The 25,399-nt window shown below is 42.8% G+C and carries 26 protein-coding genes; 5 read left to right on the top strand and 21 right to left on the bottom strand.

The genetic code is table 11. From position 1 onward, the window contains the following. Positions 1-48 precede the first annotated feature (48 nt). The 5 genes from arcA to K4I03_RS08075 all read right to left on the bottom strand — a co-directional run bounded on the left by arcA (position 49) and on the right by K4I03_RS08075 (position 3,834). A complete protein-coding gene (arcA, locus tag K4I03_RS08095) occupies positions 49-1,278 on the bottom strand; it encodes an arginine deiminase (RefSeq protein ID WP_227964554.1) in 1,230 nt (409 codons plus the stop codon). Between the two features lie 290 nt (positions 1,279-1,568). Next, a complete protein-coding gene (locus K4I03_RS08090; RefSeq protein ID WP_227964552.1) occupies positions 1,569-2,255 on the bottom strand; it encodes a Crp/Fnr family transcriptional regulator in 687 nt (228 codons plus the stop codon). 47 nt (positions 2,256-2,302) lie between these two features. Beyond that, positions 2,303-2,800: an SdpI family protein gene (locus tag K4I03_RS08085; RefSeq protein ID WP_227964550.1), complete on the bottom strand. Its 498-nt coding sequence runs from the start codon at positions 2,798-2,800 to the stop codon at positions 2,303-2,305. Continuing rightward, positions 2,787-3,068 (bottom strand): autorepressor SdpR family transcription factor, encoded by a 282-nt coding sequence (locus tag K4I03_RS08080; protein WP_128836941.1) that lies wholly within the window; start codon positions 3,066-3,068, stop codon positions 2,787-2,789. The genes K4I03_RS08085 and K4I03_RS08080 overlap by 14 nt, the downstream gene beginning before the upstream one ends. Further along, the gene (locus tag K4I03_RS08075; protein WP_227964547.1) at positions 3,046-3,834 is read right to left on the bottom strand and encodes a YhfC family glutamic-type intramembrane protease; all 789 of its coding nucleotides are present in this window, start codon (positions 3,832-3,834) and stop codon (positions 3,046-3,048) included. The genes K4I03_RS08080 and K4I03_RS08075 overlap by 23 nt, the downstream gene beginning before the upstream one ends. Positions 3,835-4,092: 258 nt before the next feature. Here K4I03_RS08075 and K4I03_RS08070 point away from each other — a divergent pair, with 258 nt between their 5' ends. Next, positions 4,093-4,239 (top strand): hypothetical protein, encoded by a 147-nt coding sequence (locus tag K4I03_RS08070; RefSeq protein WP_227964832.1) that lies wholly within the window; start codon positions 4,093-4,095, stop codon positions 4,237-4,239. Between the two features lie 242 nt (positions 4,240-4,481). On the opposite strand, the gene K4I03_RS08065 is transcribed toward K4I03_RS08070, so the two are convergent. The 16 genes from K4I03_RS08065 to K4I03_RS07990 form a co-directional block, all read right to left on the bottom strand. Further along, positions 4,482-4,991: an SdpI family protein gene (locus K4I03_RS08065; protein ID WP_002915640.1), complete on the bottom strand. Its 510-nt coding sequence runs from the start codon at positions 4,989-4,991 to the stop codon at positions 4,482-4,484. Next, positions 4,969-5,256, bottom strand: coding sequence for an autorepressor SdpR family transcription factor (locus K4I03_RS08060; protein WP_002897962.1), 288 nt, complete (start codon positions 5,254-5,256; stop codon positions 4,969-4,971). Before K4I03_RS08060 ends, K4I03_RS08065 begins: the two co-directional genes overlap by 23 nt. A 202-nt stretch (positions 5,257-5,458) precedes the next feature. Beyond that, positions 5,459-6,367, bottom strand: a complete 909-nt coding sequence (locus K4I03_RS08055; RefSeq protein ID WP_227964545.1) for a CPBP family intramembrane glutamic endopeptidase — start codon at positions 6,365-6,367, stop codon at positions 5,459-5,461. 128 nt (positions 6,368-6,495) lie between these two features. After that, positions 6,496-7,308 carry a CPBP family intramembrane glutamic endopeptidase gene (locus tag K4I03_RS08050; RefSeq protein WP_321573171.1) on the bottom strand — a complete coding sequence of 271 codons (813 nt, stop codon included), beginning with the start codon at positions 7,306-7,308 and terminating at the stop codon, positions 6,496-6,498. A gap of 42 nt (positions 7,309-7,350) precedes the next feature. After that, positions 7,351-9,150, bottom strand: coding sequence for a serine hydrolase domain-containing protein (locus K4I03_RS08045; protein WP_227964539.1), 1,800 nt, complete (start codon positions 9,148-9,150; stop codon positions 7,351-7,353). Between the two features lie 172 nt (positions 9,151-9,322). Further along, positions 9,323-9,808 carry a hypothetical protein gene (locus tag K4I03_RS08040; protein WP_002904097.1) on the bottom strand — a complete coding sequence of 162 codons (486 nt, stop codon included), beginning with the start codon at positions 9,806-9,808 and terminating at the stop codon, positions 9,323-9,325. A 14-nt stretch (positions 9,809-9,822) separates the two neighbouring features. After that, on the bottom strand, positions 9,823-11,403 hold the full coding sequence (locus K4I03_RS08035) for an ATP-binding cassette domain-containing protein (RefSeq protein WP_227964536.1): 1,581 nt from the start codon (positions 11,401-11,403) through the stop codon (positions 9,823-9,825). Positions 11,404-11,668: 265 nt separating this feature from the next. Next, positions 11,669-11,809 carry a hypothetical protein gene (locus K4I03_RS08030; RefSeq protein WP_002897970.1) on the bottom strand — a complete coding sequence of 47 codons (141 nt, stop codon included), beginning with the start codon at positions 11,807-11,809 and terminating at the stop codon, positions 11,669-11,671. Between the two features lie 210 nt (positions 11,810-12,019). Continuing rightward, positions 12,020-13,099 (bottom strand): serine hydrolase, encoded by a 1,080-nt coding sequence (locus K4I03_RS08025; RefSeq protein WP_312022685.1) that lies wholly within the window; start codon positions 13,097-13,099, stop codon positions 12,020-12,022. Positions 13,100-13,234: 135 nt separating this feature from the next. Then, positions 13,235-13,840 (bottom strand): superoxide dismutase SodA, encoded by a 606-nt coding sequence (gene sodA / locus K4I03_RS08020; protein ID WP_002896081.1) that lies wholly within the window; start codon positions 13,838-13,840, stop codon positions 13,235-13,237. 62 nt (positions 13,841-13,902) lie between these two features. Next, a complete protein-coding gene (gene holA / locus K4I03_RS08015; protein ID WP_149566238.1) occupies positions 13,903-14,949 on the bottom strand; it encodes a DNA polymerase III subunit delta in 1,047 nt (348 codons plus the stop codon). A gap of 250 nt (positions 14,950-15,199) precedes the next feature. Continuing rightward, positions 15,200-16,339 (bottom strand): DUF805 domain-containing protein, encoded by a 1,140-nt coding sequence (locus K4I03_RS08010; protein WP_149566237.1) that lies wholly within the window; start codon positions 16,337-16,339, stop codon positions 15,200-15,202. A gap of 129 nt (positions 16,340-16,468) precedes the next feature. After that, positions 16,469-18,709: a DNA internalization-related competence protein ComEC/Rec2 gene (locus K4I03_RS08005; RefSeq protein ID WP_227964533.1), complete on the bottom strand. Its 2,241-nt coding sequence runs from the start codon at positions 18,707-18,709 to the stop codon at positions 16,469-16,471. Continuing rightward, positions 18,693-19,373 carry a helix-hairpin-helix domain-containing protein gene (locus tag K4I03_RS08000; RefSeq protein WP_227964531.1) on the bottom strand — a complete coding sequence of 227 codons (681 nt, stop codon included), beginning with the start codon at positions 19,371-19,373 and terminating at the stop codon, positions 18,693-18,695. The genes K4I03_RS08005 and K4I03_RS08000 overlap by 17 nt, the downstream gene beginning before the upstream one ends. A gap of 147 nt (positions 19,374-19,520) precedes the next feature. Further along, positions 19,521-20,069: an HXXEE domain-containing protein gene (locus K4I03_RS07995; protein WP_227964529.1), complete on the bottom strand. Its 549-nt coding sequence runs from the start codon at positions 20,067-20,069 to the stop codon at positions 19,521-19,523. Positions 20,070-20,141: 72 nt separating this feature from the next. Continuing rightward, on the bottom strand, positions 20,142-20,882 hold the full coding sequence (locus K4I03_RS07990; RefSeq protein WP_002900842.1) for a lysophospholipid acyltransferase family protein: 741 nt from the start codon (positions 20,880-20,882) through the stop codon (positions 20,142-20,144). Between the two features lie 157 nt (positions 20,883-21,039). Here K4I03_RS07990 and K4I03_RS07985 point away from each other — a divergent pair, with 157 nt between their 5' ends. The 4 genes from K4I03_RS07985 to K4I03_RS07970 all read left to right on the top strand — a co-directional run bounded on the left by K4I03_RS07985 (position 21,040) and on the right by K4I03_RS07970 (position 25,357). After that, positions 21,040-23,379 (top strand): cation-translocating P-type ATPase, encoded by a 2,340-nt coding sequence (locus K4I03_RS07985; protein ID WP_227964528.1) that lies wholly within the window; start codon positions 21,040-21,042, stop codon positions 23,377-23,379. Positions 23,380-23,498: 119 nt separating this feature from the next. After that, the gene (locus tag K4I03_RS07980; protein WP_002912006.1) at positions 23,499-24,245 is read left to right on the top strand and encodes a tRNA1(Val) (adenine(37)-N6)-methyltransferase; all 747 of its coding nucleotides are present in this window, start codon (positions 23,499-23,501) and stop codon (positions 24,243-24,245) included. Further along, positions 24,235-24,498 (top strand): GIY-YIG nuclease family protein, encoded by a 264-nt coding sequence (locus K4I03_RS07975; RefSeq protein WP_002896092.1) that lies wholly within the window; start codon positions 24,235-24,237, stop codon positions 24,496-24,498. Before K4I03_RS07980 ends, K4I03_RS07975 begins: the two co-directional genes overlap by 11 nt. Then, a complete protein-coding gene (locus K4I03_RS07970) occupies positions 24,491-25,357 on the top strand; it encodes a DapH/DapD/GlmU-related protein (RefSeq protein ID WP_227964527.1) in 867 nt (288 codons plus the stop codon). Before K4I03_RS07975 ends, K4I03_RS07970 begins: the two co-directional genes overlap by 8 nt. The last annotated feature ends 42 nt before the right edge of the window (positions 25,358-25,399 follow it).

The following is a 25,399-nucleotide window of genomic DNA, read 5'->3' as shown; positions in this document are numbered from 1 at the left end:
TATTATTTCCTCTTTCTATTCTTTATGTATTTGTTAGCACTTGTATGCTTAAATTTCTTCACGTTCAAACGGCATAGACATACAGCGTGGTCCACCACGACCGCGAACCAATTCACTTCCTCGGATCTTAATCAAACGCAAGCCGTATTCTTCCAAAATCTTGTTAGTAACTGTATTGCGGTCATACACCACTACAACACCAGGTGCGATAGTCAAGGTGTTAGAACCGTCATTCCACTGCTCACGCGCAGCAGCTACGATATTGCCACCACCACAGCGAATCAGGTGAACTTTTTCCACACCAAGGTTTTCTGCCAAGATTTCTGCTAGATCACCTTTTTCTTCAACAATCTTAAGTTTGTCATCAACATAAGTCACTGAGTAGACGCGAAGATCGCCTTCGATCTCTGGGTGAATCGTGAACTTGTCATAGTCAACCATAGTGAAGACAGTGTCCAAGTGCATGAACTTACGGTTGTTGGCAAATTCAAAGGCTAAAACTTTCTTGAAGCCAACATTTTTCTTGAAGATATTGACCAAGAGTTTTTCGATAGAAGCTGCGTCTGTACGTTGTGAGATACCTACTGCCAGCACGTCTTTTGAAAGAACCAACTCGTCCCCACCTTCGATACGTGTATCTTCTTCACGATTGTAAACAAGTTCAACATTTCCACCGTATACTGGGTGATGTTTGAAGATGTATTTACCGTAGAGAGTTTCACGATTACGAGTGTCTGCATACATGTGATTGAGCGATACAGCATTACCAATTGTAGCAAATGGGTCACGTGTAAAGTAAAGGTTTGGCATTGGATCAATAGCGAATGGATAATCAGATTCCACCAAGTCCGTCAAGCCTTTTGCTTCTTCAGGAATTTCTGGCAATTCAACTTTTTGAACTCCTGCCATCGTTTTTTCAACCAACTCTCGGTTATCTTTGATACCACGGAGCAGTTCGCGAATAGCCTTCTTGGTTTCACGGCCACGAATATTGGCTTCTTCCAGATATTCTTCGATGAATTGCTCGCGGATTTCTGGAGAAGTCAGTGACTCAGCAGCCAGCTGCTCAAGATAGAGCACCTCAACTCCTTCATTACGAAGCGCTTGAGCAAAGTTGTCATGTTCTTTTTGTGCATCTTCCAAGAAAGGAATATCATCAAAAAGAAGACGTTCTAAGTAGTCCGGCTGCAAGTTTTCTAACTCCTTGCCGGGACGGTGCAACATAACTTTTTTCAGTTTTCCGATTTCTGAGAAAACATGAATGGGATGTGTAGACATCTACTGTCCTCCTTTTTCTTTGCGGTTTAGGTTTTTCTAATCCCGTTTACATATATTATTCTAGCATTTGCCGATAACGCTTTCAAGAAAAATCTTACACTATAAATGTCAAATCCTTTGCTTTTTTACGACAAATATTCTATAATATTCTTTTTTAAAGCGGTTTCTTTGGATATTTTATACATTATATTATTTTTATCAATATTTATTTTTTTGGAAAAAGTTGATAAATGATTAATATTAGAACATTTCGAATTTATTTAACAAAAAAAGAAGCTAATCAGAACCGATTAGCTTCCAGCAAGGTATTTCATAAAATACTCTTTGTCTTTAAAGGTTAATTTTTTATGCTTATATTCAATCCGACCTTCATCCAAGAGCTTTTTCAGAACTTGATTGACCGTTTCCCGAGTCGTGGCTCCTAGCTTAGCCACCTCTTTCATGCTGATAGGAAAGGGCAGACTATCCCTCTCCTTGCACAAATCCATGCAGAGCAGGGACAAGGACTGAACCACACGCTCACTGGCACTGGCGGCCACGACATTGCGCAATCTCAATTCCTGAAATTCCAAGATTTGCGATAGCCGCTTGGTAATGAACAACAGCTGGTCCACACTCTTCTTAGAATATTCTTCAAACAAATCGATAGGAATGGAGAAATATTCGACATTGGTGACAGCACTTGCTGTGTAATGATAGCACTCATCAAAAAACATACCTCCATAGGGGAAAACACTGTTTTTCTTGACATAATCCATATATGAAAATGTGTCCGTCGAATCATATTGCTCAATCCGTACATAACCTTGAGACAAGAGGAAAAGACGTTCTCGTCGGTCTCCTGCAAAAAAGATAATTTGCCCTTTTGGAATCTTGCGATATTGAATCTCCACTGCTAATTTATCGAAATGCTCCACTGGCAGATTGACAAAGGCAGGGTGATGTCGGATATATTGATAATGCTCCTTGGTAATCATGATAACCCTTTTATTTGATACTTGATACCATTATAGCATAAATCCGTTTACAAATAGAAAATGCTGACTATAAAAGTAATGAATCCTAACAAAACAAAGAGGTATGCCCATTTTCTATTCATGGGCTCTCTGTCTGCCTGGACTTTCTTCGGCAGGTAATTGCCCAGAACCACCAAGAGCAGACCGATGGACAGAAAGGCCAGCTTGGTCATAGGAAAGCCCTGATGGAGATTGCGGTAGATGGTCGCCGGATAAATGATGAGATTGATAAGCGGGATGATCCAGCGGATGAGGTGCTCAAAGTTTTTATTGAGCAAGGGCTTGGCAATACTGGCCCCAAAAACAAGCAGCTGGGCCGCCAGCATAAACAGAGGGATGAGGATCAAAAAGAGATGCTTATCCATGTAGGTCGTCACATTGCCAGCCAGATCAAAACGGCTGGACATGACTTGGGGCAGCCGTCTGGAGACCGAAAAGCCATAGAGGGCCGGCAGCAGTAAGAGAGTCAGACTGCAGATAAATTCAATTAGGCTATATTTTTTCATTTCCTTTTCCTCCTCCCAGAGACTGGAACCAGACTAGGATTTCTTCAAAAACGGTGACATCCAGACTGTAGTAAATATAATTCTTCTGCTTTTCTTCGGTCAGCAAACCGGCTTTTTTGAGCTGAGACAGGTGATAGGAGACGGTCGCCGGCGTCAGTTCAAAAGCCTGGGCAATCTCCCCTGCAGACTTCGGACCATGCTTGAGCATTTCCAGAATCCCCCTTCGAACTGGGTCAGCTAGGGCTTTAAGCGTTTGACTGATGCCCATGATTGAACCTTTCCTTCAGGTAAACTTTCAAAATTTTCTTGGTCAGAAAGACTAGTGCCACTACTTCTACTAAGAGCAGAGCCTCAACAGCCAGTGGCGGAAGAAAGCCTACCTGAGCCAGAGCAGGCGCTAAGTCAATCAGGGCGTGAAGTCCCAGAGCGGCTAAAAAATACACTGGAGCCTTCTCCTTGACCGCTTTCCAAACCCAGAAGGTCAGAAGGATTTGAATGAGAATAGCCAAGATCCGTTCAAAAGCCAAAAGATAGATGTTGCCAGCGTTCATGGAACGGACATTGTCAATAACTGCTTGAGGAATTTGAGCCAGCGTCTGAGCATTCCCCTGAGTCACTACCTGAGCTATAACCCAAAAGTTTAAGAGACTGACAATACCAACAAACAAAGCCTCAATACCACCATGCCCCAAGCCATAGGCCACACCATCCCTAAAGGTCAGTGGACGCTTCTTCTGCAGCCAGTAAAAGATGACCCAGCGGGCTGTTTCTTCAAAAATAGCTGCCGCAGCAATAGCATAAAGAACGTATAGCCAAGGATTTTCCGTCTGCAAAGCGATAGTTCCATCAGCCTGAGGCTGTAAAACGATACGATGCAAAATATTTTCCAGAACTTGACTAGACAGATAAAAGCCAACTCCCCCTAAAAGGAAAACTAGCAGAGAAATGTGCTTGGTCTTTTTAAAATAAATCAAAAAAACAAGGACTGACCCTAAAATCAGCAGCATGGCAATCAAGATATGAATGGAAATCATCGTTTTTTCTCCTAAACTGTTTTGGTTTTTTTCTAAATAGATTATACATCTTTCCTTTCTTTCTGTCAAATCTATTTCGAATTTTTTCTAAATAACTTCAATCTAAAAATCATCAAGCTCTACTGCAATAAAAAACGGCTCTATAATTTCTGTAGTGGGTAAAACCACTGTAGGAATGATGGAGCCTATTTGTTGTAGAAAAAAAGTCCCTTAAGACCTATAATGAAAAGCGACAAAACCATCATTAGAAAGACTCTTATGGAACAGTTCAATTTTATCACAAACTTACTGGGAATAAAAGACCCTAACATCATAATCTTGGATGTTCTAGATGCTGGAACTCATAAAGAAATCATCGCTTTGAATATCAAAAAGGAGGGCGGTGGGACAGAACTAAATTTTTAAAAATTTAGTTCGTTGTCCCAGCCCCGCGAGGATGATTAGGAGCTTTTTGGAGTCTAAAAGACGAACAAAAAGTCCAATCAGCTACCGCGTCAAGAGTTTTTTACCAAAACAAAGCGAGACTGAAGAACTTTTGTCTCAGCCTCCTCCAGATTATAACTTCTCATCAACCCACTACAGTTGACAAAGAGTCAGAATGAGACTAAACAAAAGCGCACAATCTGTGCACTTTGTTTTCACTTAATTTACAAAAGAAAGAGTCCCACTAGTACGGCTGTCAATCCGACCAGGATAAAGAGGTAGGCTAGCCAACGCGGCGCTGGTTTTTCTTCCACCACCATTTTCTTAGGCATATAATTTCCAGAAATTAGAAACATTACCCCCGAAAAAATCGCTGCAATTTTATTAATGTTGAAGTGGGAATCAAGAGCATAGAACAGAATGGAAAGATAGACAGCAATATGGGTCAAAGGAACAATCCAAAGGACGAAGCGGGCAAAAGCGGGCTTGGTGATTTCTCGGTAAGCCGTTGCCCCATAAACAATCAGCTGTATCAAAGTCATAAAGATTGGCAGACCCCAGATAAAGAGAAATTTGGGTGCATACTCAAATGTCGGGCTAATCAGCGACACGAAATTGATCCTAATATTCTCTGGCAAACTAGGATAAATCCATAAGGCATAAGCAAGTGGCAGCCAAATAACCAAGAAAGTCAGCAGCAATTCCCTAAGGTTATTTCTCAGTTTCGTTTTCATTATTTTTCCCTCCTAGCGCGGCAATCCAGACCAAAATTTCCTCAAAAACCGTGGCATCTAAATGGTAGTAAATGTAATTTTTCTGCCGTTCTTCATAGATGAGCCCCGCTTTTTTCAACTGGGACAAATGGTAGGATACCGTCGCTCCCGTCAAATCGAAGACTTGAGCGATTTCACCAGCCGACTTAGGACCTTTTTTTAATATTTCTAATATTTCCCGCCGAACTGGATCAGCTAGGGCTTTCATGGTTTCACTAATTCCCAATTTTGATACCTCTTAAAATTGATTTCTAGCTAAGGACAAACAAAGCAACTAGCTCTAGATAAGTCATGGCTCCTACAAATGTAAGCAAGGCGCTACTCAAACGGACAAGATTTTCTGCCAGCAATCCTCCTAAAACTATTTAGAGAACTTTCAAATTCTTTTCTCCATTATACTGTTTTTGAGGATAAAAGACAAGGAGGGCTTAGCTAAACACTTGCTTTTTCTTGGCTAGATAGGCGGTGAGAAGAGCAGCCAGCGCCATAACAATGACTGCTATCAGCCCGCCTGATAGAGGTTCGCTTGGCGTTCCTGCTAAGAAACTGTTGGCTTGACTGGTCAAAGTCGTCTGTAAGAAACTACCGTGCTGGAGATTGTTGCCCGTCCCAATCACTCCAAAGACACCTAGATAAATCATGTTATTAGCCGCATGCAGCGCTATGACCAGCCAGAGATTGTCCGTCAGTGCAAAAAGGAGGGAAAGGAAAATCCCGGTCAGAAAGACATTGAGGATATAAAGGACGGGCGTTCCACCTTTAAAAATGTGGATAACCGCAAAGAGCAGGGAGTTGAGCAGGACAGCCGGTAGCAAGTCCAGCTTGGTGCGGAGTTTGTTCATGACAAAGCCGCGGTAAATCATCTCTTCAGCCAGCGCCTGAAAGAAGAAATTGACCAGGAAAAAGAGCCAAATTCCTAGATTGAACTGCTTTTCGACTTGAATGTGGAGCTGTCCGCCGAGCAGATTGAAGCCCACAGCCAGAAGGACTAAGAAGAAACCCAGTGCTGTACCAAGCAGCAGATTGAACCCTAATTTTTCCTTCCAAAGTCCAAAACTGGCAAGGCTGCGCCGCTCCCAAAATTTAGCGACGAAGAGAATGATGAGTAAACTGCTACCTAAAAAGACGGATAAAGAAACGATGCCTATCAGTAAGCGATTGGCGTCCGTCATGCTCGGCAGCAAGAGCCATTGGGACAAAGCTCCGCTGATGAGGCTTCCCGCAGCAATCGCAAGAAAAGCCAGTGGCAGGCTCAGCCACCAATTTTTTACTCCTGCTTCTTCTTGCAAGATTTCCAGACTAGAGCGATGGGCTGTCTTTTGATAAGTATGTGTCATGTGTGACCTCCTTAAGGTGTATTTTCCCCTACACCCTTATCCTAACAAAAGAAGTACGCCAAACCAAGCTCTTTTTGGTAAGTGGTTAGATTGCGCTAGTAAGTGGTAGAAAAATCACCTAAAAAAGATTAAGAAATCCCCTGCTGACTTTCTCTCTCTTCGCGCTTGGTCAGCCAAACGGCAATGACAAGAGCAATGAGAGCGCCAAAAAGTCCAGTTGGACTAGGACCAAGGAATTTAAACGTTTCTACCCCACTAACAGTGAAAACGGTAGTTATCATGGCAACGGCATCAATGACCCCATGTCCAAAGGCTGGCAGCCAAATGGTTTTGCTACGTACATAGTAAATATCAAGGATAATCCCAAAAGAAATAGCCATGATATAATAGGGAATTAAATTTAAGAAACGCTCACCCAGCGTCCCTGCTCCAATCATATTGACAGGAAAATGCCAAATAGCCCAGATGAGACCACCAATGATGCGTCCCTTAGTCCGTCCGTAGCGCTCTTTCAAATAAGGATAGAGAATACCCCGCCAGCCAACTTCCTCGCCCAAGCCAGAAAGACTGATGGCTAGAGTTAAGACCGTAAGAATCATTAAAATTTGAAGGGCGACTTGTGGGTTCAGGGCAAAAGCCAAATGCTGCGGAAAGACAGCAAAATAGACAAGTGCGCCGCCAAGTACAATGCTACAAATGGCTAACCAGCAGGCTAGGTAATCGCGCCATTTACTGGCGATCTTCAATTTCCAGCCGATAGACTTTACAGGAGCTTTAGCCAAAAAAGCAGCCACCATAGGGGCGAACATTACCACACTTGCGGATAAAATGTTACCGACAAGTTTCTGATTGATCGCATAAAAGTAAGCTATGACTAGCATACCTGGCCAAGCGAGCCCAAACGCCCATACTAGAAACCTTTTAATGGTTGAAGTTGAAATTGTGTTTTACATATAAAATGCTCCTTTCTGTCATTTGTAAAATTATAAAGTCCACCATTGGTATAGCGACCAATAGAAAATATTAAAAGCGATGATAAAAGCGGCGGAGCTAGTTGCTAGCGTGAGGTACTTATTCCCTTGCTTCAACCTCGCTTTGAAGAAGGGCAGATAGGGAAGAAAAGCACTAATCAGCAAGACCACAGCAAGCAAGGCAAACAGTTGGAAATGCCCCGTCAAACCAGCGAGATCGAAAGAATTTTTCGCGAGAATAATTGAGAAAAATGAGAACAAATTACGAAAAGCCCAAAGAATAAGGAAGCCAGTCAGATAATGCCAACTAGACCAGACAACCGAACCTGTTCCCTTGTTTTTCCTAGTGAGCAAACGATACAATTTTGCCAAAATACCGCTGAGATAGCAAAGGGCGACATACAGTGCGGCAAGCCCAGCGAGTAATAAACTACCATAATCTTTGATAACATCCAACAAGGGCAGCTTTGTCCTATCTGAAATAGGCAGGTTCAGAATATAGTGCCCTCCTCTTTCTCCTGCCGTCCAAAAACCAAAATAGTCTTTGATAGGCGCATTTTCAGAAGGGTTAGTTAGATAGCTAGTCGATTTGAAAACCCTAAATATAGATAGGGGACCTCCACTATAAATACGCGCTTCGCGGTAAAAACCAGCTTGAAAGTCCTTTTGAGCTGCCTTTGAGGCTTCTTTTTTCTTACCGTAAATGAGGTCAGGCATGCTAAGAGCGAAATGAAACTCATTTCTTTGATTGACTGTAACGACTGAGCCAATCCCTGACTTCAAATCAAGCAAGAGGCTGGTCGTAAAGCCTGGTGAGTTTCCCCCGTGCCCAAAAGTTCTGGTGTTTTCAAACTCCGTCACCCAAAGTCCGTGAGCATTGACGGGAATATCTGTACCCGGATAAGTATGGCTAGCGCTGTAAAAATTCTCCCAAGTCTCTGCCCTTTTAAAGAGCTTCTCCTTTTGCAGGAGGGCTTGGGCAAATTTCTTGATGTCGGCAAATGTTCCTGTTGCCCGCCCCGCTGGATATTCTCCAAGAACAAAGGGTTGGTCGCCTTTTAGTAAGTCTCCATTTGTATCATAAGTTTTCTCCTTCTCCCGCTGTTTTTGTACAAATACATTATCTGATAAATCAGGTTTGAGTGCGGTGTGTTTCATACCCAAGGGCTGGAAAATATGCTCGTGGACATAGTCGGCAAAGGATTGCCTGCTAATGCGCTCCACGATATAGCCCGCCAGCGCTGTTCCATAGTTTGAATAGGATGTCACCGTCCCCGGCTCATAAATCTGAGACGGAGTTTTTTTCATCAATGCTCCTAAATCCTTGTCGGAGCCTATATACAAAGGGTAATCTTCAAAGCCCGCTTGGTGGTTCATGAGGTCCAGCATGGTAATGGGCTTGTCGTATTTGAGATTTTTTAGGAGATTTTGGGGCAGATACTCCCTGATGTCCGTTTTCAGGTCAATCTTGCCCTCCTCCCAAAGCTGCATGACGCTGACCCAGACGGTGATTTTGGTGGTTGAACCCCACTCGAAGACCGACTTGTCATCCACCGCTAGCTTCTTTTCCTTGTCCGTATAGCCGAAGTTCTTTTGATAGAGAGTATTGCCGTCTTTGTCAAAGACCGTTGTTGCCAGTCCTGCGCTGGTTTTTTCGTGTTCTTGGTAGTAATTTTCAATCTTCTGACCGATTTGGTCGTAAGACGTGCCTGACGGCAATTTTTGCTGGTCGGCGTAAGCGTGGGCTGCTCCAAAAGCTAGCAAGCCACACGTTACCAGCGCCACAGTGCTTTTCAAAAATGATGATTTCATGATGATCTCCAATCATTATTTTCTATATTTCCTTCACTTAAAAAGGAAAAAGAAAGAGTAAACTGAGTAGACCGAGAAGGAGCCAGATCCAGCCAAAGATAAAGAATAAAAGCATTTTAACAAAAGTAAAAATATGAAACATGATTTTCTCCTTTCCTATCAGATTGCTATTTTAAAAGAGGAAGAGGCTGACCAGAAACAGGATTGAGCCAACTCCTCCGAAGATATAAGCTAAAACGCGTGGAGCCGGCTCTTGGTCTGCCACTATTTTTCTCGTGAGGAAGTAGCTGACAGCATTAAGGATGATTGCAGACATAATCCCATTGACCTTAAATACCGGAAAAGCCGGATTGAGCCCATAAAGAAGAACGCTGATATAAACTACGGCATTGATAAAGGGAACCAGCCAGTAAAGGAAATGGACAAATTGCTTGTCGATAATCTCTTTAATAGTCGTCGTGTAGCAAACAATCAGTTGAATTACACTCAAGAGAACTGGCAGAAACCAGATAAAGACTTGCTTGGGCATGCCTAGACCGCTATAGGGCAAATGCCCTCTGATTAGCTGAGATAGGTCTGCATAGATTGACAAAGCGTAGATAAGCGGTAGCCAAATAACGATTAGGCTTGCCACTAATTCTTTCCATTTTAATTTCATTTTCTTTCCTCCTTTTATAATTCCAGACAGTCATCAAAGCGGTCTAAGAGTGCCCTGCCTTGATTATGAGTAATAACGATAACAATGCGGTCCTTGATGGACAAGATATAGTCCATGACTTCCGCCGCCAAGCTCGGGTCAAGATTACTGGTCGGCTCATCAAAAATCAGCACATCATAATCCTTAACCAAGAAACGCGCCAAATCAATCCGCTGCTTTTCACCATAGGAAACTTCCTGCCGCTCCAAATCCAGCTTCTTGCTCAAGAAAGCCTCATTAAAATGCAGACTTTGGTACAAGAAAGTTTGGTCAGGTGCATTTATATCTCTGTATAGCGCGATATTGTCCGCCACACTTCCCTCGATAAAAAAGTCATTCTTTTGGATAAAGGCGATTTTCTGATAGAGACTGTCGCTTGCTAGCTGGCTGACCGCTTGACCATTGACCATGATTTGACCAGCGTAGTCCTTGCTATCAAAATAATTGAGCAAGAGCTTCATCAAGGTCGACTTGCCCCGACCAGACTCGCCGATAATAGCATAGTGCTTGTCCTTGGCAAACTGATAAGAAAAATCCTGAAAGAGAGCCTTGTCGCCCAACTCCAGACCGAGATGTTCAAAATCAATCCGATCAATCGTTTCGGTCAGATTTTGAGCGGGCTCCGCTTCTTTCTTAGCCAACTTAGCATCAAAATCATTCTTAATATCCTTGACCGTGCTCATGAGATTTTTGTTATTGATAAAAAGCTGCAAAGGAGTGAAGACAAAGTTCAAAAGCTGAACACTGGCAATCAAAGCCCCAATGGTCAGAGACCCTTGGCTGACAAACCAAATCCCCAGAGACATACAAAATATCTGAGACAGAAAGCTAAAGAACATCATCAGAGTCACAGCGCCCTCCTTAGCCGCATTATAGCTTTTTCTGGCTTGCTCAAAGTCGCTGTTGCTGCTAGACAGGTGCTCAACCACCCTTTTTTGGATTTGCAAAAGTTTGATTTGCTCAAAGCCTTCCAAAAAATTGGTGACTTGCTTCAAAAAGTAATTGCTTTTCTGAGTGAAATTCGCTGTCGCCTTGCGCATCAATATCCCTGGAATTTGTGACGCAGCCATGGTCAAAAAAGAAATGAGAATAAAGCCCAGAGCCATGCGCCATTCAATCCAAAAAATAGCCAGTGTACTGATAAAAACTGAAGAAAAGGCAGCCACAATATCACAGCGCGGGGTCAAGTAATTCTCTTGGTAAATATCCATATTCTTGGTCGTTGTGTTGAGATAGCTATTTTCCTGCTCGGAAGCCTTGTCATGCAAATTCTTGTCATAAAAAGAATGGAAAAGCCTCGTTTTGACTTCTTCCAAGACTTGCTTATTATGATTGTTCTTGAACCAAATAGCCAGCAAGCTGCAAAGAGACCAAGCACAAGTGCAAAAAAGGCAGATAAAGAATTGTCCAAGCAAGTTAGAATGAGCCTTCTGCGCACTGTCCACAACAACTCCCAGCTGCAAAGAAAACAAAGTGATAAAAATCGTTGCTCCAATGCTAAAGATAGTCGCACCCAGATAAGAAGCGCGGTATTTCCGTAAAATTTCTTTCAACATTTAATTTTTCCTTCCAATTTTCGTCTATTTTTGAAAACGATCCAAGACGGGATTGCCCAGCAGACGGATAAAACCGTGAGCAAGCCTATAAGCAATAAAAGTAATCCTCTTTTCATCTTTTCTCCTTTATCTATCTATTTAGAAAATTTTCTAAATAAAGAGTACGAAACGAAGCAATCTAATCCTTCTTAGGTATTTCGATTTGTTTCTAAATACTCTGGATTAAAAAATCTAGTCTAGAAAAACTAGATTGCCTATTTTGTATTTAAAAATGTTTTTGATTGGATATTTTTTGCAGGTCGTCCTTATTTTTATAGAGCACCCAGGAAAAAACAGCCAGCCAAATAGATAGACCCGTCACTAGACCTACTACGGTTAGTAGGATTGAGTTTCTTGCTTTCTTCATTTTTCCTCCTTTTTGAGTAGAGAAATTTAGAATTTTTTCTAAATAGCTTTTATAAAAAATTGCTCAGTGACTAATTAAACAGAGCAGAATGAAGTAATTAGAACATCTTCTAAATAGATTGTAACACTTCTCTTTCAAAAAAGCAAGAGGTATTTTGGTTTTTTTCTAAATAGCTATCAAAAAATCTAGCCTGTCTAGACTAGATTGCTCTTAGTTCATATTAACCCGATGCCATTCATTGATGACGTAGGCTAACTGACCAACTTGCTCAATTCCGACACCACTGATCTCATCACTGGCCTCGGTGCTACCACCTAAATAAGCCGTATAGAGAGCTATAATATAGGGCTTCTCTTCCATAACTAATGCATCCACATTGAGCGCCTCACGAACATATCCAGGCTTTTGATAGATGGTAATGTCACGCAGATAGCGCTTATAGTATTCACCTGGGAAGGATTCGCCTATATAATAAAGGATATCCTTGTACTTTTCCTGATTTTTAGACAAATACTCAAGGACCTGAATATAGTAGTCCGTCGTGGTCTTATTATTCTCACGGCTGATCGTCTTAATATCAGCCTTGGACTGACCGTAGCGACTAAACATATCATAGGCCTTTTCCATGCCGCCTAGACGCTCTGCTAAAGCGTAGGCTGGAGTATTTTCAGAATAAACCAAGGAATATTCCTGCATGTCTGATATTCTCATAGCACCGTTGAAAGCACCAACATAGTTATCATGCTCGCCCCTATATTCATAGTTTGTATTGGTAATATCAAACCGCTCGTCCATAGAAAGTTTGCCGGCAGCAACCTCATCTACTACCAGCATATTGAGAGGGAGCTTGTAGGTCGATCCCGCAGTCATAGGCTGGGTATCATTCATTGCAAAGGTCTTGCCAGTCGTCAAATCCTTATATGAAAATGCAACCTGGGAGGGTTCAATTCCCATTTCAGTCATATAAGCCTGAATGACCTGAGTCAAATCCAAATTTGCATAGTCAAATCGAAGTCCTAAAGCATCCATAGTAGGGCCGTCCGCCTCCATGACCTTCTGCTTCTCCTCTGGACTTTTTTCAACAGGCTTTGGCTTTTCTTCAACTGGTTTGGAATCAGGCTTGACTTTCTCCTCCTCCTGTTCTTGCTCGCCAGACTTTGCAAGTTGGGCAGCCTCTTGTGCTTTCTTTTCAATGGCCTTATTTCGTTGGGTTATAAACAGGAAGATGAAGCCCAGCAGACAAAGACAAGAAAGGACAGCTACGATAATCGTTACAATTTTTTTACTCAAAACATTTCTCCTAGCATTTGTATTATAAAAAATTATGAGGAAAATAACAAGTGAAACCCAGAAAAAAGGCATTTTAAGCATCAAAAAAGGCAAATCATTAATCGATTCGCCTTTTTATCTATTGAAACTGCCTGTTTATTTAGCAGCCGCGTAAAGTTCGTCAACCTTTTTCCAGTTAATAACTGAGAAGAAAGCTTGGATGTAGTTCGGACGAAGATTGCGGTATTTCACATAGTAAGCATGTTCCCAAACATCCAGTCCCAAGATTGGAGTTTTACCTTCTGAAATAGGAGTATCCTGATTTGCTGTTGAAGTTACTTCCAACTTGCCTTCTTTGTTGACAACCAACCAAGCCCAGCCAGAACCAAAACGAGTTGTAGCCGCTGCAGTGAAAGCTGCTTTAAAGTCTTCAAATGATCCAAAAGTAGCTTCGATATCCGCTGCCAACTCTGCAGATGGTGATGTTTCTGCTGGTGTCATCAATTCCCAGAAAAGAGCGTGGTTAAGATGACCACCACCGTTGTTGATGACTGCCTGACGGATATCAGCTGGGATAGACTCCACATCAGCCAATAATTTTTCCAAGTCTTCACCGATTTCAGGATGCTTTTCAAGCGCAGCATTAACATTCGTTACATAGGTATTGTGGTGCTTGTCATGATGCAAGTGCATTGTTTCTTCATCAATGTAAGGCTCTAACGCATCGTAAGCGTAAGGAAGATCAGGTAAGATAATTGCCATTTGATAGACCTCTTTTTCTATATGATTATAAAAATGATAACGCAATCATTAGAATTTTTCAACTATTTTGCTTGTAAGTCACCCGTCGCAATCTTGAGCAGAGCCAAATCAAACAAGTAATCTTTATCATACAGCCCTGACTTAATCTGGTAATCTGTTTCAATCAGACAGGCCATGGTCTTTTTAAGAAAGGATAAACTCAGTGAGCGAGCATCCTTTAAAGCAAACTTGACTTGATAAGGATTGACCTTGCGGCCTAGATAGTCGGACAAATCAGACACAATCTGACTCTCAGCTCTGCCATTTTCTGCTAAAATCTTGACCTGAGTAAAGATACGAAACTGCCCCAGCATAATAGCAATAAGCTTGATTTCATCCTCACCTTGAAGAGTCAAATCTCGCACCAAGCTTCTAGCTTCATCAATCTTCTGTCGCAAAATCAGCTGGGTCAGGTCAAAAATATTGTCCTGAAGAGTCTTGGGAATGGCCTCGGCAATATCTTCTAAACCAATCTGACCAGACTCTTTATATCCTTTCAGAAAGGCTAAATTTTTACTGATTTCACTGAACTGAAAACCTGATTTCAGCAGCAACTGATCGAAAGCTGCCGGAGCAAATTGTAATCCTTCTGCCTGCGCTTCCTTGCTGAAATAAGCCCGCAGATCTGCTTCCTTGAGTTCTGCAGCCTCAAAAATTTTCCCGTCCCGTTTCAGCAGTTTGACCAGACGGCGCTTGCTATCCAACTTACCTTCTGCGAAGATAACCAGACGAGTTGTATCCGCTGGATTTTCCAGATAATTTTCAAAAGATTTGAGTTCTTCATCAGTCAGATAGCGCTTCTTAGCTGTTGTCAAATCAGCAAAATGGTCCAAAATTACGATTTTTTCATCCGCAAAAAAAGGCAGACTGACCAAGTCCAACTCCACATCCTGGTAGTTTGCTTCTTTCATATCAAAAATAGCAGTGTTCAAATCGCCCGGTTGAAACTGAATCTGGCGGAGAAACTGCTCCTTCAACAACTCAAATTGACCCAAGTCATCTCCAGCAAAAATGGTCAAAGCAGGAAGGTTGCTTGGCGTGATTTTTTTAATTTCCTCAATAGCTAACACCGAAAGTCTCCCCTACTTTATATTTCTTGTCAATTTTTTTCATGTATTGATTGTAACAAAAAAGAGTCGGAAAGTCTGTTATTTTCTTTGCAAACAAAATCTAATTTTTGAATAGATCCGCTATACAAATAGAAACTGTTAGCGGCTTCATTTTTCTTTGTTCTAAAAAACTATCCATGTCCAGTTCTGTTAAAACTTTTCTGCGAACGACAGAGCAAAAAGAGCTGGAAAAATTCCAACTCTTCTTTGTTTATTCTTGGTTTTCAGTTGCATCCTCTACACTGTTTTCAGCTGGTGTAGAAGCTTGCTCCTCTTGAATTGGTGAAACAAAAGGATTATCCTCAACAGGTGCCTGAGTTCCAAAATCCTGAGGTGTTGACTGCTCAGGTGTTTCAGCAGTAAATGGATTTTGAACTGGTTCTGCTTGCTCCACTGCCTGGCTTTGTTCAGAAACAGATTGTTGTGGTTGTTGACCAAACTGTTGGCCTTGGAAACCACCTTGCTGTGGCTGTTGGCTAAATGGTTGGCTTTGGACAGGTTGCTGTGGTTGTTGACCAAACTGTTGGCCTTGGAAATCACCTTGTTGTGGTTGTTGGCCAAATGGTTGATTTTGAACAGGTTGCTGTGGTTGTTGACCAAATGGTTGGTTTTGGACAGGTTGCTGTGGTTGTTGACCAAATTGTTGTCCTTGGAAACCGCCTTGCTGTGGCTGTTGGCCAAACTGTTGATTTTGAACAGGTTGTTGTGACTGACCAAACTGTTGTCCTTGGAAACCGCCTTGTTGTGATTGCTGACCAAATTGTTGTCCTTGGAAACCACCTTGTTGTGGTTGTTTTTCATAGTTTAAACCTTGATTGTATGGCTGTTGACCAAACTGTTGACCTTGGAAGTTTTGCTGGCCATATTGCTGACCATATGAATTTCCAACCATTTCAGGCTTAGAGCCTTGACAAAGCAAAACAATCAAAGCAATAAAACATGGAAGAACTACTATTCCTGCAATAATATTTAGAACCGGAACAAATAACAGTACAAGAGGACCGACATACAGGAAAAGAAAAGCCCAATGATAACCAGCGTCACGCAAGCGGCGAACAATAATAGCCATCTCCGGAATAAAGGTAGCTAAATTATAAATCAGTAGGATAAACCAAAAAATGACAGCAAATCCTGCACCAGCCAAGATTGCAGATGGATCCGGTTCATACCCATAAGTTGCGTCCTGAACTGCTGATGAAAAAAAACTTCCTAATGCAGAAACCCAAATAATGATAAACAATGGTACGACGATAATTATTTTGCACAAAAATGCCCACCAAAAATCTGACCGACTTGAACGACCCGAAAAATCAGCATAGTGTGTCCAGAATTTTTTATATGCAGCAAACATAAAATTCTCCTCTATAATTTTTTATACCCATTATCTTATCACAAATGCATAAATAAATCAATATGACTTCCTGACTGAAGCTAAATGGACATGAGAAAAAAGTATCAGTTGGCATCTTCAATCTAGATATCAGCGAACCGTTTCAATTCTCCAGGAATTCCAACCAGTAAACCGAATGGCCCCCTGCTGGTCAGTTCGATAGATGGCTGTATTAAACTTCTCAAATCTTTGCAAAGTTTCCTGATGCGGATGTAGATAACGATTATTCTGACCGGCTGATATCAAGGCCAGTTTCGGCTGAATTTGCTCTAAAAACTCTGGACTGGAAGAGCCTTTGGAGCCATGGTGACCTGCTTTTAAGACATCTGCTTTCAGCTGAGGGAATCGCTGCAGCAGTTCAGTCTCTCCTTGTCTTTCCAAATCACCTGTAAACAAAAATTTTGTCTGAAAGAACTCTCCGTAGAGTACAATTGAATCATCATTTCCACCGTCGCCTGTTCCAATAGGATAGAGAACCTGCAAAGCTGAGTCAAATACCGGAATCTCATCTCCCACTTCTACGACATGGACAGAAGTTTCTATCTGCTCCAGTTTTTGAACAAAATCAGGCTGAGTCAGACTTCCTTTGGAAACATAGATTTCCTTGATGGAAAAATGCTTAGCTACCTCCAGCATATCTCCCATGTGATCGGTATCGGTATGAGTCAGGACCAATACATCCAGACTAGCAACGCCACGACTTTTGAGATAGGGAATTAAGGTCTTTTCTGCATTGGATGAAGTCTGTCGCTCCTGCCAAGCCTCCTTTTTTCCTATCTCAACTCGTCCTCCTACGTCAATCAAAACCGTCCTGCCCTGCCAGTCCCTGAGAAAAATGCTATCCCCCTGACCAATATCCACCACTGTAATCTCATTTTGCAGCGGATGCTTTGTTAGGAAAAATAAGAGAAGAGCTAGCAAACTAAAAGACAAAAACCAGCTTTTCTTTCTCCGAAAGTCATAGATTAAAGCTAAAACCAAAAGCAGAGCGGCCAGTAACCAGAGGTTGGGTTTCCCAAAAATCAAAGGGCGCGGAGTAAAGTCAGCTACCCAATGAATCACACCTTCGAGTAACTCAAAGAAAAAATTGACCTGAGAGATTTTTATAAGTGGTGACAAAATAAAAATGAGGGTTAACCCTGGCAGCATCAGCAAGTCAAAGAGTAATGAAAATAGAAAAGTCAGAAGTACGGACCAAGGCTGAAATTCTGCAAAGTAGTAGATTAGTATAGGCAAAATCCCCAATGAAATAGTCAGACTTTCTGCTAAAAGCTTCCGAATCGGCGGCAACTTTTCAAAATCCATCATAGAAATCAAAAAGGCATAGGCGCAGGACAAGACACCGCCTGCTGTCAGAAGAAAATTGGGCATGATGATAAAGAGAACCATCAGTGTCAGAGCAAAGTTATCTAATCTGGTCAGTCCTTGCTGGGCCAACAAATTCTGAACTAAGCTTCTGACGACAGAAACAGAAAAGCCTGTCAGTCCAGCATAGATAAATGAAAAAGGCAGCTGCAAAGCATTTACTGTCTCCCTCTTCATCCCCAAACGTAGAAGAATTCTGCGAAAATCATCCAAAAAGAAACCTACCTGCATACCAGACAAGGCAAACAAATGGATGATACCCAAGCTAGAATACAGGTCACTCATTTCCGCAAACTCCGTATCTAAGTCACCAAACAAGAGTCCTGTCATGTAATGGCTCATTGGACTAGGAAAATTACTTCGAATATAGACCAGCGCTTTTCTGCGCCAGATAGACAGCGAATCCAGTGGATTCAGGCTGGAAATTGGTCTTAGTGACTGAATCTTATTGATTTTTAAGGTACGGTAAATCCCCTGACTCTTTAAATAAGCCTGATAGTCAAAGCCCGAAAAATTTCGTTGCTGCTGGGCCTGTTCAAACTCTCCTTCAATATCAAGTACGACCAAATCTGTCAAATGCTGAAAAGCTTTCTTTTCACTGGCTGATTTGATCTTGTAGAAGACCTGATAAAGCCGACCGTCCGTTCGCCCTCGAAAGGATAGGGAATCTCCATTGACTTTGATCGTATCCGGCAAGACCTGAACCGAGCTAGCTGAAGGAGGTTCCTGCCTAAAGGCCTGCTCTGCCATTTCCCGACGAAGCAAGAAAAAGAGGACAAAAAGGGACAGGAATGCCAAGGCAGCTAGACTTTTTTTGAGGGGATAGCTGAAAAAGAGACGAAGCAGAAGGACACCCAGCCCTAAATAAGCCAAGGAACTGCCAGAATAGACTGCAAAATAGGCCCATACAAGTATGAAAGCCAGATAGATAGGGGCGAGGGGTAGCTTTTTAATCCACTGTGACATATTCTTTCAGCTTTTCTAAGGTCTTATCTCCAATCCCTGACACCTTTTTCAGATCATCTACTGACTTGAAGCGGCCGTTGCTTTCGCGGTAGGCTATGATGTCAGAAGCTCGCTTCTGTCCGATGCCTGAAATGGTCTGTAATTCAGCCTCTGTCGCCGTATTTAGATTGACCTTGTCCGACTGTCCACCACTGGAACCAGCAGAATCAGAAGCTCCTGCTTGATGCTGGCCAGTCTGTGTGACATCAGCTCCTTCTTCACCAATCTTTGCCACATAGATTACTGCTTCATCCGTTAATTTTTGTGCCTGATTAATGGACTTAGCCTCGGCGTCTGCTGTCAATCCGCCAGCTTTTTGGATGGCTTCATGGACTCTCGCTCCTGCTCTCAGCTCATAGACACCAGGATTCTTAACTGCGCCTTTAATATCCACAGTGACTTGCTCGCTCTCCTCTTCGTCCGACTTAGCCTTAGAAACAATCCTTTCGCTTTCTTCATCAGCTGAGCTGGATGAGGAAGTTAGCTCTTGGCTCAAGGCGGTTACTTGATTTTGCGGTTGATGATTTCCTTTGATAAGGAAAAAACTACCTAGCACAGCGCCAACTACTGCCAGACCGACAAAGAGCTTGTATTCTTTCAGCTTTTCAATGATTTCTTCAAGCATATTTTTCTCCTTTGTCTTTTTATTCGTAAAAAATTCAAAAAAATAAAACAAGCCGAAAGAATTTTCAGCTTGTCATATTTTAAAATCTTTATTTTACAAGTAGTCGTATAGATAGGAGGGGCATTGATGAAAATAGGAGCTGCAATATCAGTCTGCTTTGCTTATCCTGTATATCCAAGCTTCTATCTTTTGAGCTCTGCTATGTAAAAAGGCCAGATTTGCCAAAAGAAAAGCCATCACAAGCACGCTTAGAATCAGAAGCAGCGGCCAAGAAACTGACTGCTGACATAGATAAAGGATGAAGACTAAGATAAGTATAGGAAAAGTCGTCAAAGCTGTGAAGCAGCCCGGTACCCAGCGACGAAAGCGAAACACTTGCATGATATGGCCCAGCAGATGGAGGGTATGACAGAAGCCAATAGCCAAAGCCAGCTCGGGAATGCGAAATAGAATGGCAAGTAACAAAAGGATAAAAGCCAGTAGAAACTCCTCCGCAATCATCAGAGCAATGCTTTCAGCAGAAAGATAACTTCCTCTTCTGGCAATGAACATCTCCTTTTGATAGCCTTGATGGTCTTGATTCTGAGAAATCCAAGGCCGAACCAGGATAATCTCATCAAACTCATGCAGCATAAACAGTGATAAGGTTACAAAAGATAAAAAAGCAAGAGACATAGCATCCTCCTTATAAAACATACCTACATTATAACTCACTCACATACAAAAATCAGCTCCCAAGCAAGATTGCTCAGGAAGCTGATTAGTATCTTATTTTCTATGCTTATCTGGATCCCAGACAAAGCTAGCAAAAAAGCTGAAAATGATGGTCAAAATTCCAATCAAAATAGCAGGAATAAAGACAAAGGCACGTAAAATCCGTAAGAAGATATTGCCTTTCTTTTGTGTCTGGTAAGGTGCTACTTCAGCATCCAAACGGTCAAACTCCGCATGAACACGGCGGGCCACTTCCTCAACTCCCTCATCATTCATCTTCTTAATGTCTGAAATATCAATGGGATTACCAAAATTCATGTCCACGCGCTCCCCAGCTGCCAAGCCTTTGAGGCTCATAGGACCAGCATAGACCACTGGCATGATACGGACTTTAGCCATCTTAGCAATCACTGCCACTCCTCCCTTGACATCCGTAGAATGGCGGCTGCCGCTTGGGAACATAATCAGGGAACGATTGCTCTTTTTCAGCATATTGACAGGGTATTTGATAGCTGACGGGCCAGGATTTTCTCGGTCGATAGGAAAGGCACCACACATGCGAATCCACCAGCCGAACACCCGATTTTCAAAAAGCTGTTTCTTGGCCATGAAAATGAACTGCTTGGGCTTGGTCGCAAAAGCCATGTAAACTGGATCCCACCATGTCCGGTGAGGGGCAACCAAGATATAATTTTCATCTTTTGAAGGAATCTTTTCTTTATTGTGGTAATGTGCATTGCCGTTTAAGGTCCACAGGATAAAAATCACTAAACCTCGCAAATAAGTATAAAACATAAACTCTCCTTATTTCAAACCAAAATTATACTTGAAATTTATTACATCCTTTCTCATTATACCCTATACCCTTATAGTCTGCAATATTTTTCCAAACTTTGGCTGTAACAGCTGATTCTGATAGCCATTTCCATAAAAAAATGGTATCATTAATCTCATGAACAAGAAAGAATTAATCGGTTTAAACCAAACCCAAGTAGATGAAAAGATTTCGCAGGGCTTGACCAACGATTTTACAAGTGACACCAGCACCAGTAACTGGCAAATCGTTAAGCGGAATGTTTTCACCCTTTTTAATGCCCTTAACTTTGTTATTGCTCTAGCCTTGGTCTCTGTCCAAGCCTGGAGCAATCTGGTCTTCTTCGCAGTAATCAGCTTTAACGCCGTCACTGGTATTATTACAGAGCTGCGAGCCAAGCACATGATTGACAAGCTCAATCTGGTCAGCCGAGAACTGGTCACAGTCATCCGCGACGGCCAGGAAATCAAGATTCAGCCAGAAGAAATTGTACTGGGTGACCTGATCAAGCTGTCAGCCGGCGAGCAAATTCCCAGTGATGCCCGTGTAGTAGAGGGTGTTGCCGAGGCCAATGAAGCCATGCTGACAGGTGAGAGTGACTTAGTTCTCAAGGAAGAAGGCGCTGAGCTGCTGTCTGGTAGCTTTCTGGCCAGTGGGCAGATCTATGCTGAGGTGCACCATGTCGGCGCAGACAACTATGCCAACAAGCTCATGACTGAGGCTAAAACACTCAAGCCTATCAACTCGCGCATTCTATACAATCTTGCGAAAATTTCCCGTTTTACTGGAAAAATCATCATTCCTTTTGGACTGGCTCTCTTCTTTGAAGCCCTAATGATAAAGGGACTGCCTATCAAAAACTCTGTCATTACCAGCTCGACAGCTCTTTTGGGTATGCTGCCTAAGGGAATCGCCCTGCTAACAGTCACGTCACTCCTGACAGCTGTCATCAAGCTCGGCATGCGCAAGGTGCTTGTTCAGGAAATGTATTCAGTCGAAACTCTGGCTCGGGTGGATACTCTCTGCCTGGACAAGACCGGTACAATTACTCAAGGTAAGATGACTGTTGAAGCCTTGCATAGTCTGTCAGATAAGTTTTCTGATGAGACAGTCGGTCAAATCTTAGCAGCCTACATCCAAACTAGCGAGGATAATAACCCAACAGCCCAGGCTATCCGCAAGGGCTACGGCCATCTGGACCATGCCTATACTAGCGATAATGTTATTCCATTTTCTAGTGACCGAAAATGGGGCGCAATGCATTTATCCAGTGTCGGAACTATCTTTTTGGGAGCTCCAGAAATGCTGCTGGACAGCAATCCTGCAGCGGTTGGAGAGGCTCAAAAACGCGGATCGCGGGTTTTGGTGCTGGCTCACAGCGACCAAGTGCTAGACAAACACAGTATCCAACTGCCTGAAGATATGACCGCTTTAGCTGTTCTGGAAATCACTGATCCTATTCGTGAGGGAGCGGCTGAGACACTGGATTACCTGCGCTCTCAGGATGTTGATTTGAAAATCATCTCTGGTGACAATCCAGTGACTGTTTCCCATATTGCGAGCCAGGCTGGATTTGCCAACTACGACAGCTACATCGACTGCTCTAAAATCAGCGATCAAGAACTGGTTGAGCAGGCCGAAGAAACAGCTATCTTCGGCCGTGTTTCTCCTCATCAGAAAAAGCTGCTCATCCAGACTCTCAAGGCCGCTGGTCGGACAACAGCCATGACGGGAGATGGTGTTAATGATATTTTGGCCTTGCGTGAAGCAGACTGCTCCATCGTCATGGCCGAGGGAGATCCCGCAACTCGGCAAATTGCCAATTTGGTCCTTCTTAACTCTGACTTTAACGATGTCCCTGAGATTCTTTTTGAAGGCCGCCGGGTCGTTAACAATATCGGCCGGATTGCTCCGATTTTCTTCATCAAGACGATCTATTCCTTTATCCTGGCTATTATCTGTATCGCCAGTATCCTGCTCGGAAAACCTGAATACCTCTTGATTTTCCCATTCATCCCGATTCAGATCACCTTGATTGACCAGTTTGTCGAAGGTTTCCCACCCTTTGTCCTCACCTTTGAGCGCAATATTAAGCCGGTTGAAAAGCACTTCCTCAAACGCTCCCTGCAGCTAGCTCTGCCAAGCTCCCTCATGATTGTCTTCAGCGTGCTATTTGTTCGCATCTGGGGCAGCAGCCATGGCTGGAGTGACATAGAAATGTCCACCCTGACCTACTACTTGCTAGGCAGCATCAGCTTCCTGTCCGTCATCCGGGCCTGCCTGCCACTCAACCTCTGGCGCAGCCTGCTCATTATCTTTTCTGTCTTTGGCTTCTATCTATCAGCCTTTGTCCTGCAGCACCTTTTGGAAATTGCAACGCTGACAGCCGCAACTTTGCCAGTCTATCTGATCCTCATGGTCGTTTTCGGACTTGTCTTTGTTGCCTGCACCATCAAGCAGAAATACAGATTTGATTAAGGACTGAATTAGCATTTAAGCTCATGGAAACATGCGAGAACCCTCGCATGTTTTTTTGATTGTGTAAAAACTTCCCATATCCCTTTGGAATCCTTGCTAAATCATGCTATAATTGACTTATGAACGAAGCAAAACTAAAAGACGGAGAACGCGTCAACCAGCTCTTTTCGACGGATGTCAAGATTATTCAAAACAGTGAGGTCTTCAGCTATTCAGTAGACAGCGTGCTGCTTTCCCGCTTTCCCAAGCTGCCTCAGCGGGGTCTAATCGTTGATCTCTGTGCTGGAAATGGCGCTGTTGGACTTTTTGCCAGCACTCGCACCAAGGCCAAGATTCTAGCAGTCGAGATCCAGGAACGTCTGGCAGATATGGCCGAACGCTCCATTGAGCTCAATGACTTGACCCAGCAAATGCAGGTCATTCAGGATGATCTGAAAAACCTAGGACGCTATATCACTGGCAGCAAGGTTGATATGATTCTCTGCAATCCTCCATATTTCAAAGTGGACAAGCAATCCAATCTCAATGAAAGCCAGCACTACCTTTTAGCCCGCCATGAAATCTCAACCAATCTGGAAGAGATTTGCAAGATTGCCCAGCGAGTCCTCAAATCCAATGGTCGGTTGGCTATGGTTCATCGACCAGAACGCTTTTTAGATATTTTAGATACCATGCAAGCCCACAACCTGGCTCCCAAGCGCATCCAGTTTGTCTATCCAAAGCTGGGTAAAGAGGCCAATATGCTGCTTATCGAAGCAATTAAAGATGGTTCCCGCGATGGTCTCAAAATCCTGCCTCCTCTCTTTATTCACAATCAGGACGGCAGCTACACTCCGGAGATTCACGAGATTTACTATGGAAAATAAAGCCTATATGTACGTGCTTGAATGCGGGGACGGCTCCCTCTATACCGGCTACACAACGGATGTCCAAGCCCGACTCAAAAAACATCAAGCTGGCAAAGGAGCCAAATACACTCGCGCTCGCCTGCCAGTTACCTTACTTTACCAAGAAGAACACCCTAGCAAGCCGGCTGCCATGTCAGCTGAAGCCCTCTTTAAAAAGAAAACTAGACAAGCCAAACTGGCTTACATCAAAGAAAGGACTCAAAATGCCTGAAATCCAGTTTAAAGGCGACTTTCATCATATCGAAATTTCCCCAGACAGCCAGCTCGATATCGGTCAAGATGTCATCTTCCAATCTTTTACCAGCCTCAATGTAGCCAGTGGCGCACAACTCAAGCTAGGAACCCGAGTTTTCTTTAACGACCATTGTACTGTCCGCTGTCAGCACTCTATCGAAATCGGCAAGGACACCATGTTTGGTGATGGCGTCCGTATTTTTGACCACAATCATCAGTATTCTAATTACCATATCGAGAAGATTGATTATAGTGTTGCGCCAGTCAAGATTGGAGCAAACTGCTGGATTGGGGCCAATACTGTGATTCTCAAAGGTGTGACCATTGGTGATAATGTCATCATTGGAGCCAACAGCTTGATTTTCCAGGATATTCCCAGCAACTCTATCGCCATGAGCAAGGAAGAGCTTATCATTAAGGAGCGTCCACAGGGCAATTTCCATGCCTTCACGCTGACAGCTTCTGATACCTTGGAACAATTGGCTTATTTAGCAGAAAATCTGCCAGAATTAGAATTTCACATAGCTGCTAAGACCAATATTTCTCCTTACTTAGCCAGCTTTAATGACTATCCCAATATCAACCTCTACACCAATATCCACCAGGATGACTTTATTGAGGATTTGCTCGATAGGGCGGATATTTACTTGGATATCAATCACTGGGGAGAGGTAGACCAGATTGTCCAAAGGGCTATCAGCAAGGGGAAGCCAGTTTTAGCTTTCCGTCAAACTGCCCACCAGCCTGAAGCAAATACTTTACTTTTCGAATCGGACCAACCCAAACAAATGGCTAATGAAATACGAAAATTATTGAAAGAAAAGTCTAGGACATAAAGATCCTAGACTTTTCTTTTGCAGTCGATATGTATTTTATTA

It is taken from the genome of Streptococcus sanguinis (genome assembly GCF_020729725.1).
Lineage (GTDB): Bacteria > Bacillota > Bacilli > Lactobacillales > Streptococcaceae > Streptococcus > Streptococcus sanguinis_V.
Note: the sequence above shows the minus strand (reverse complement) of the source record. Positions and strands in the feature narration are given on the sequence as shown.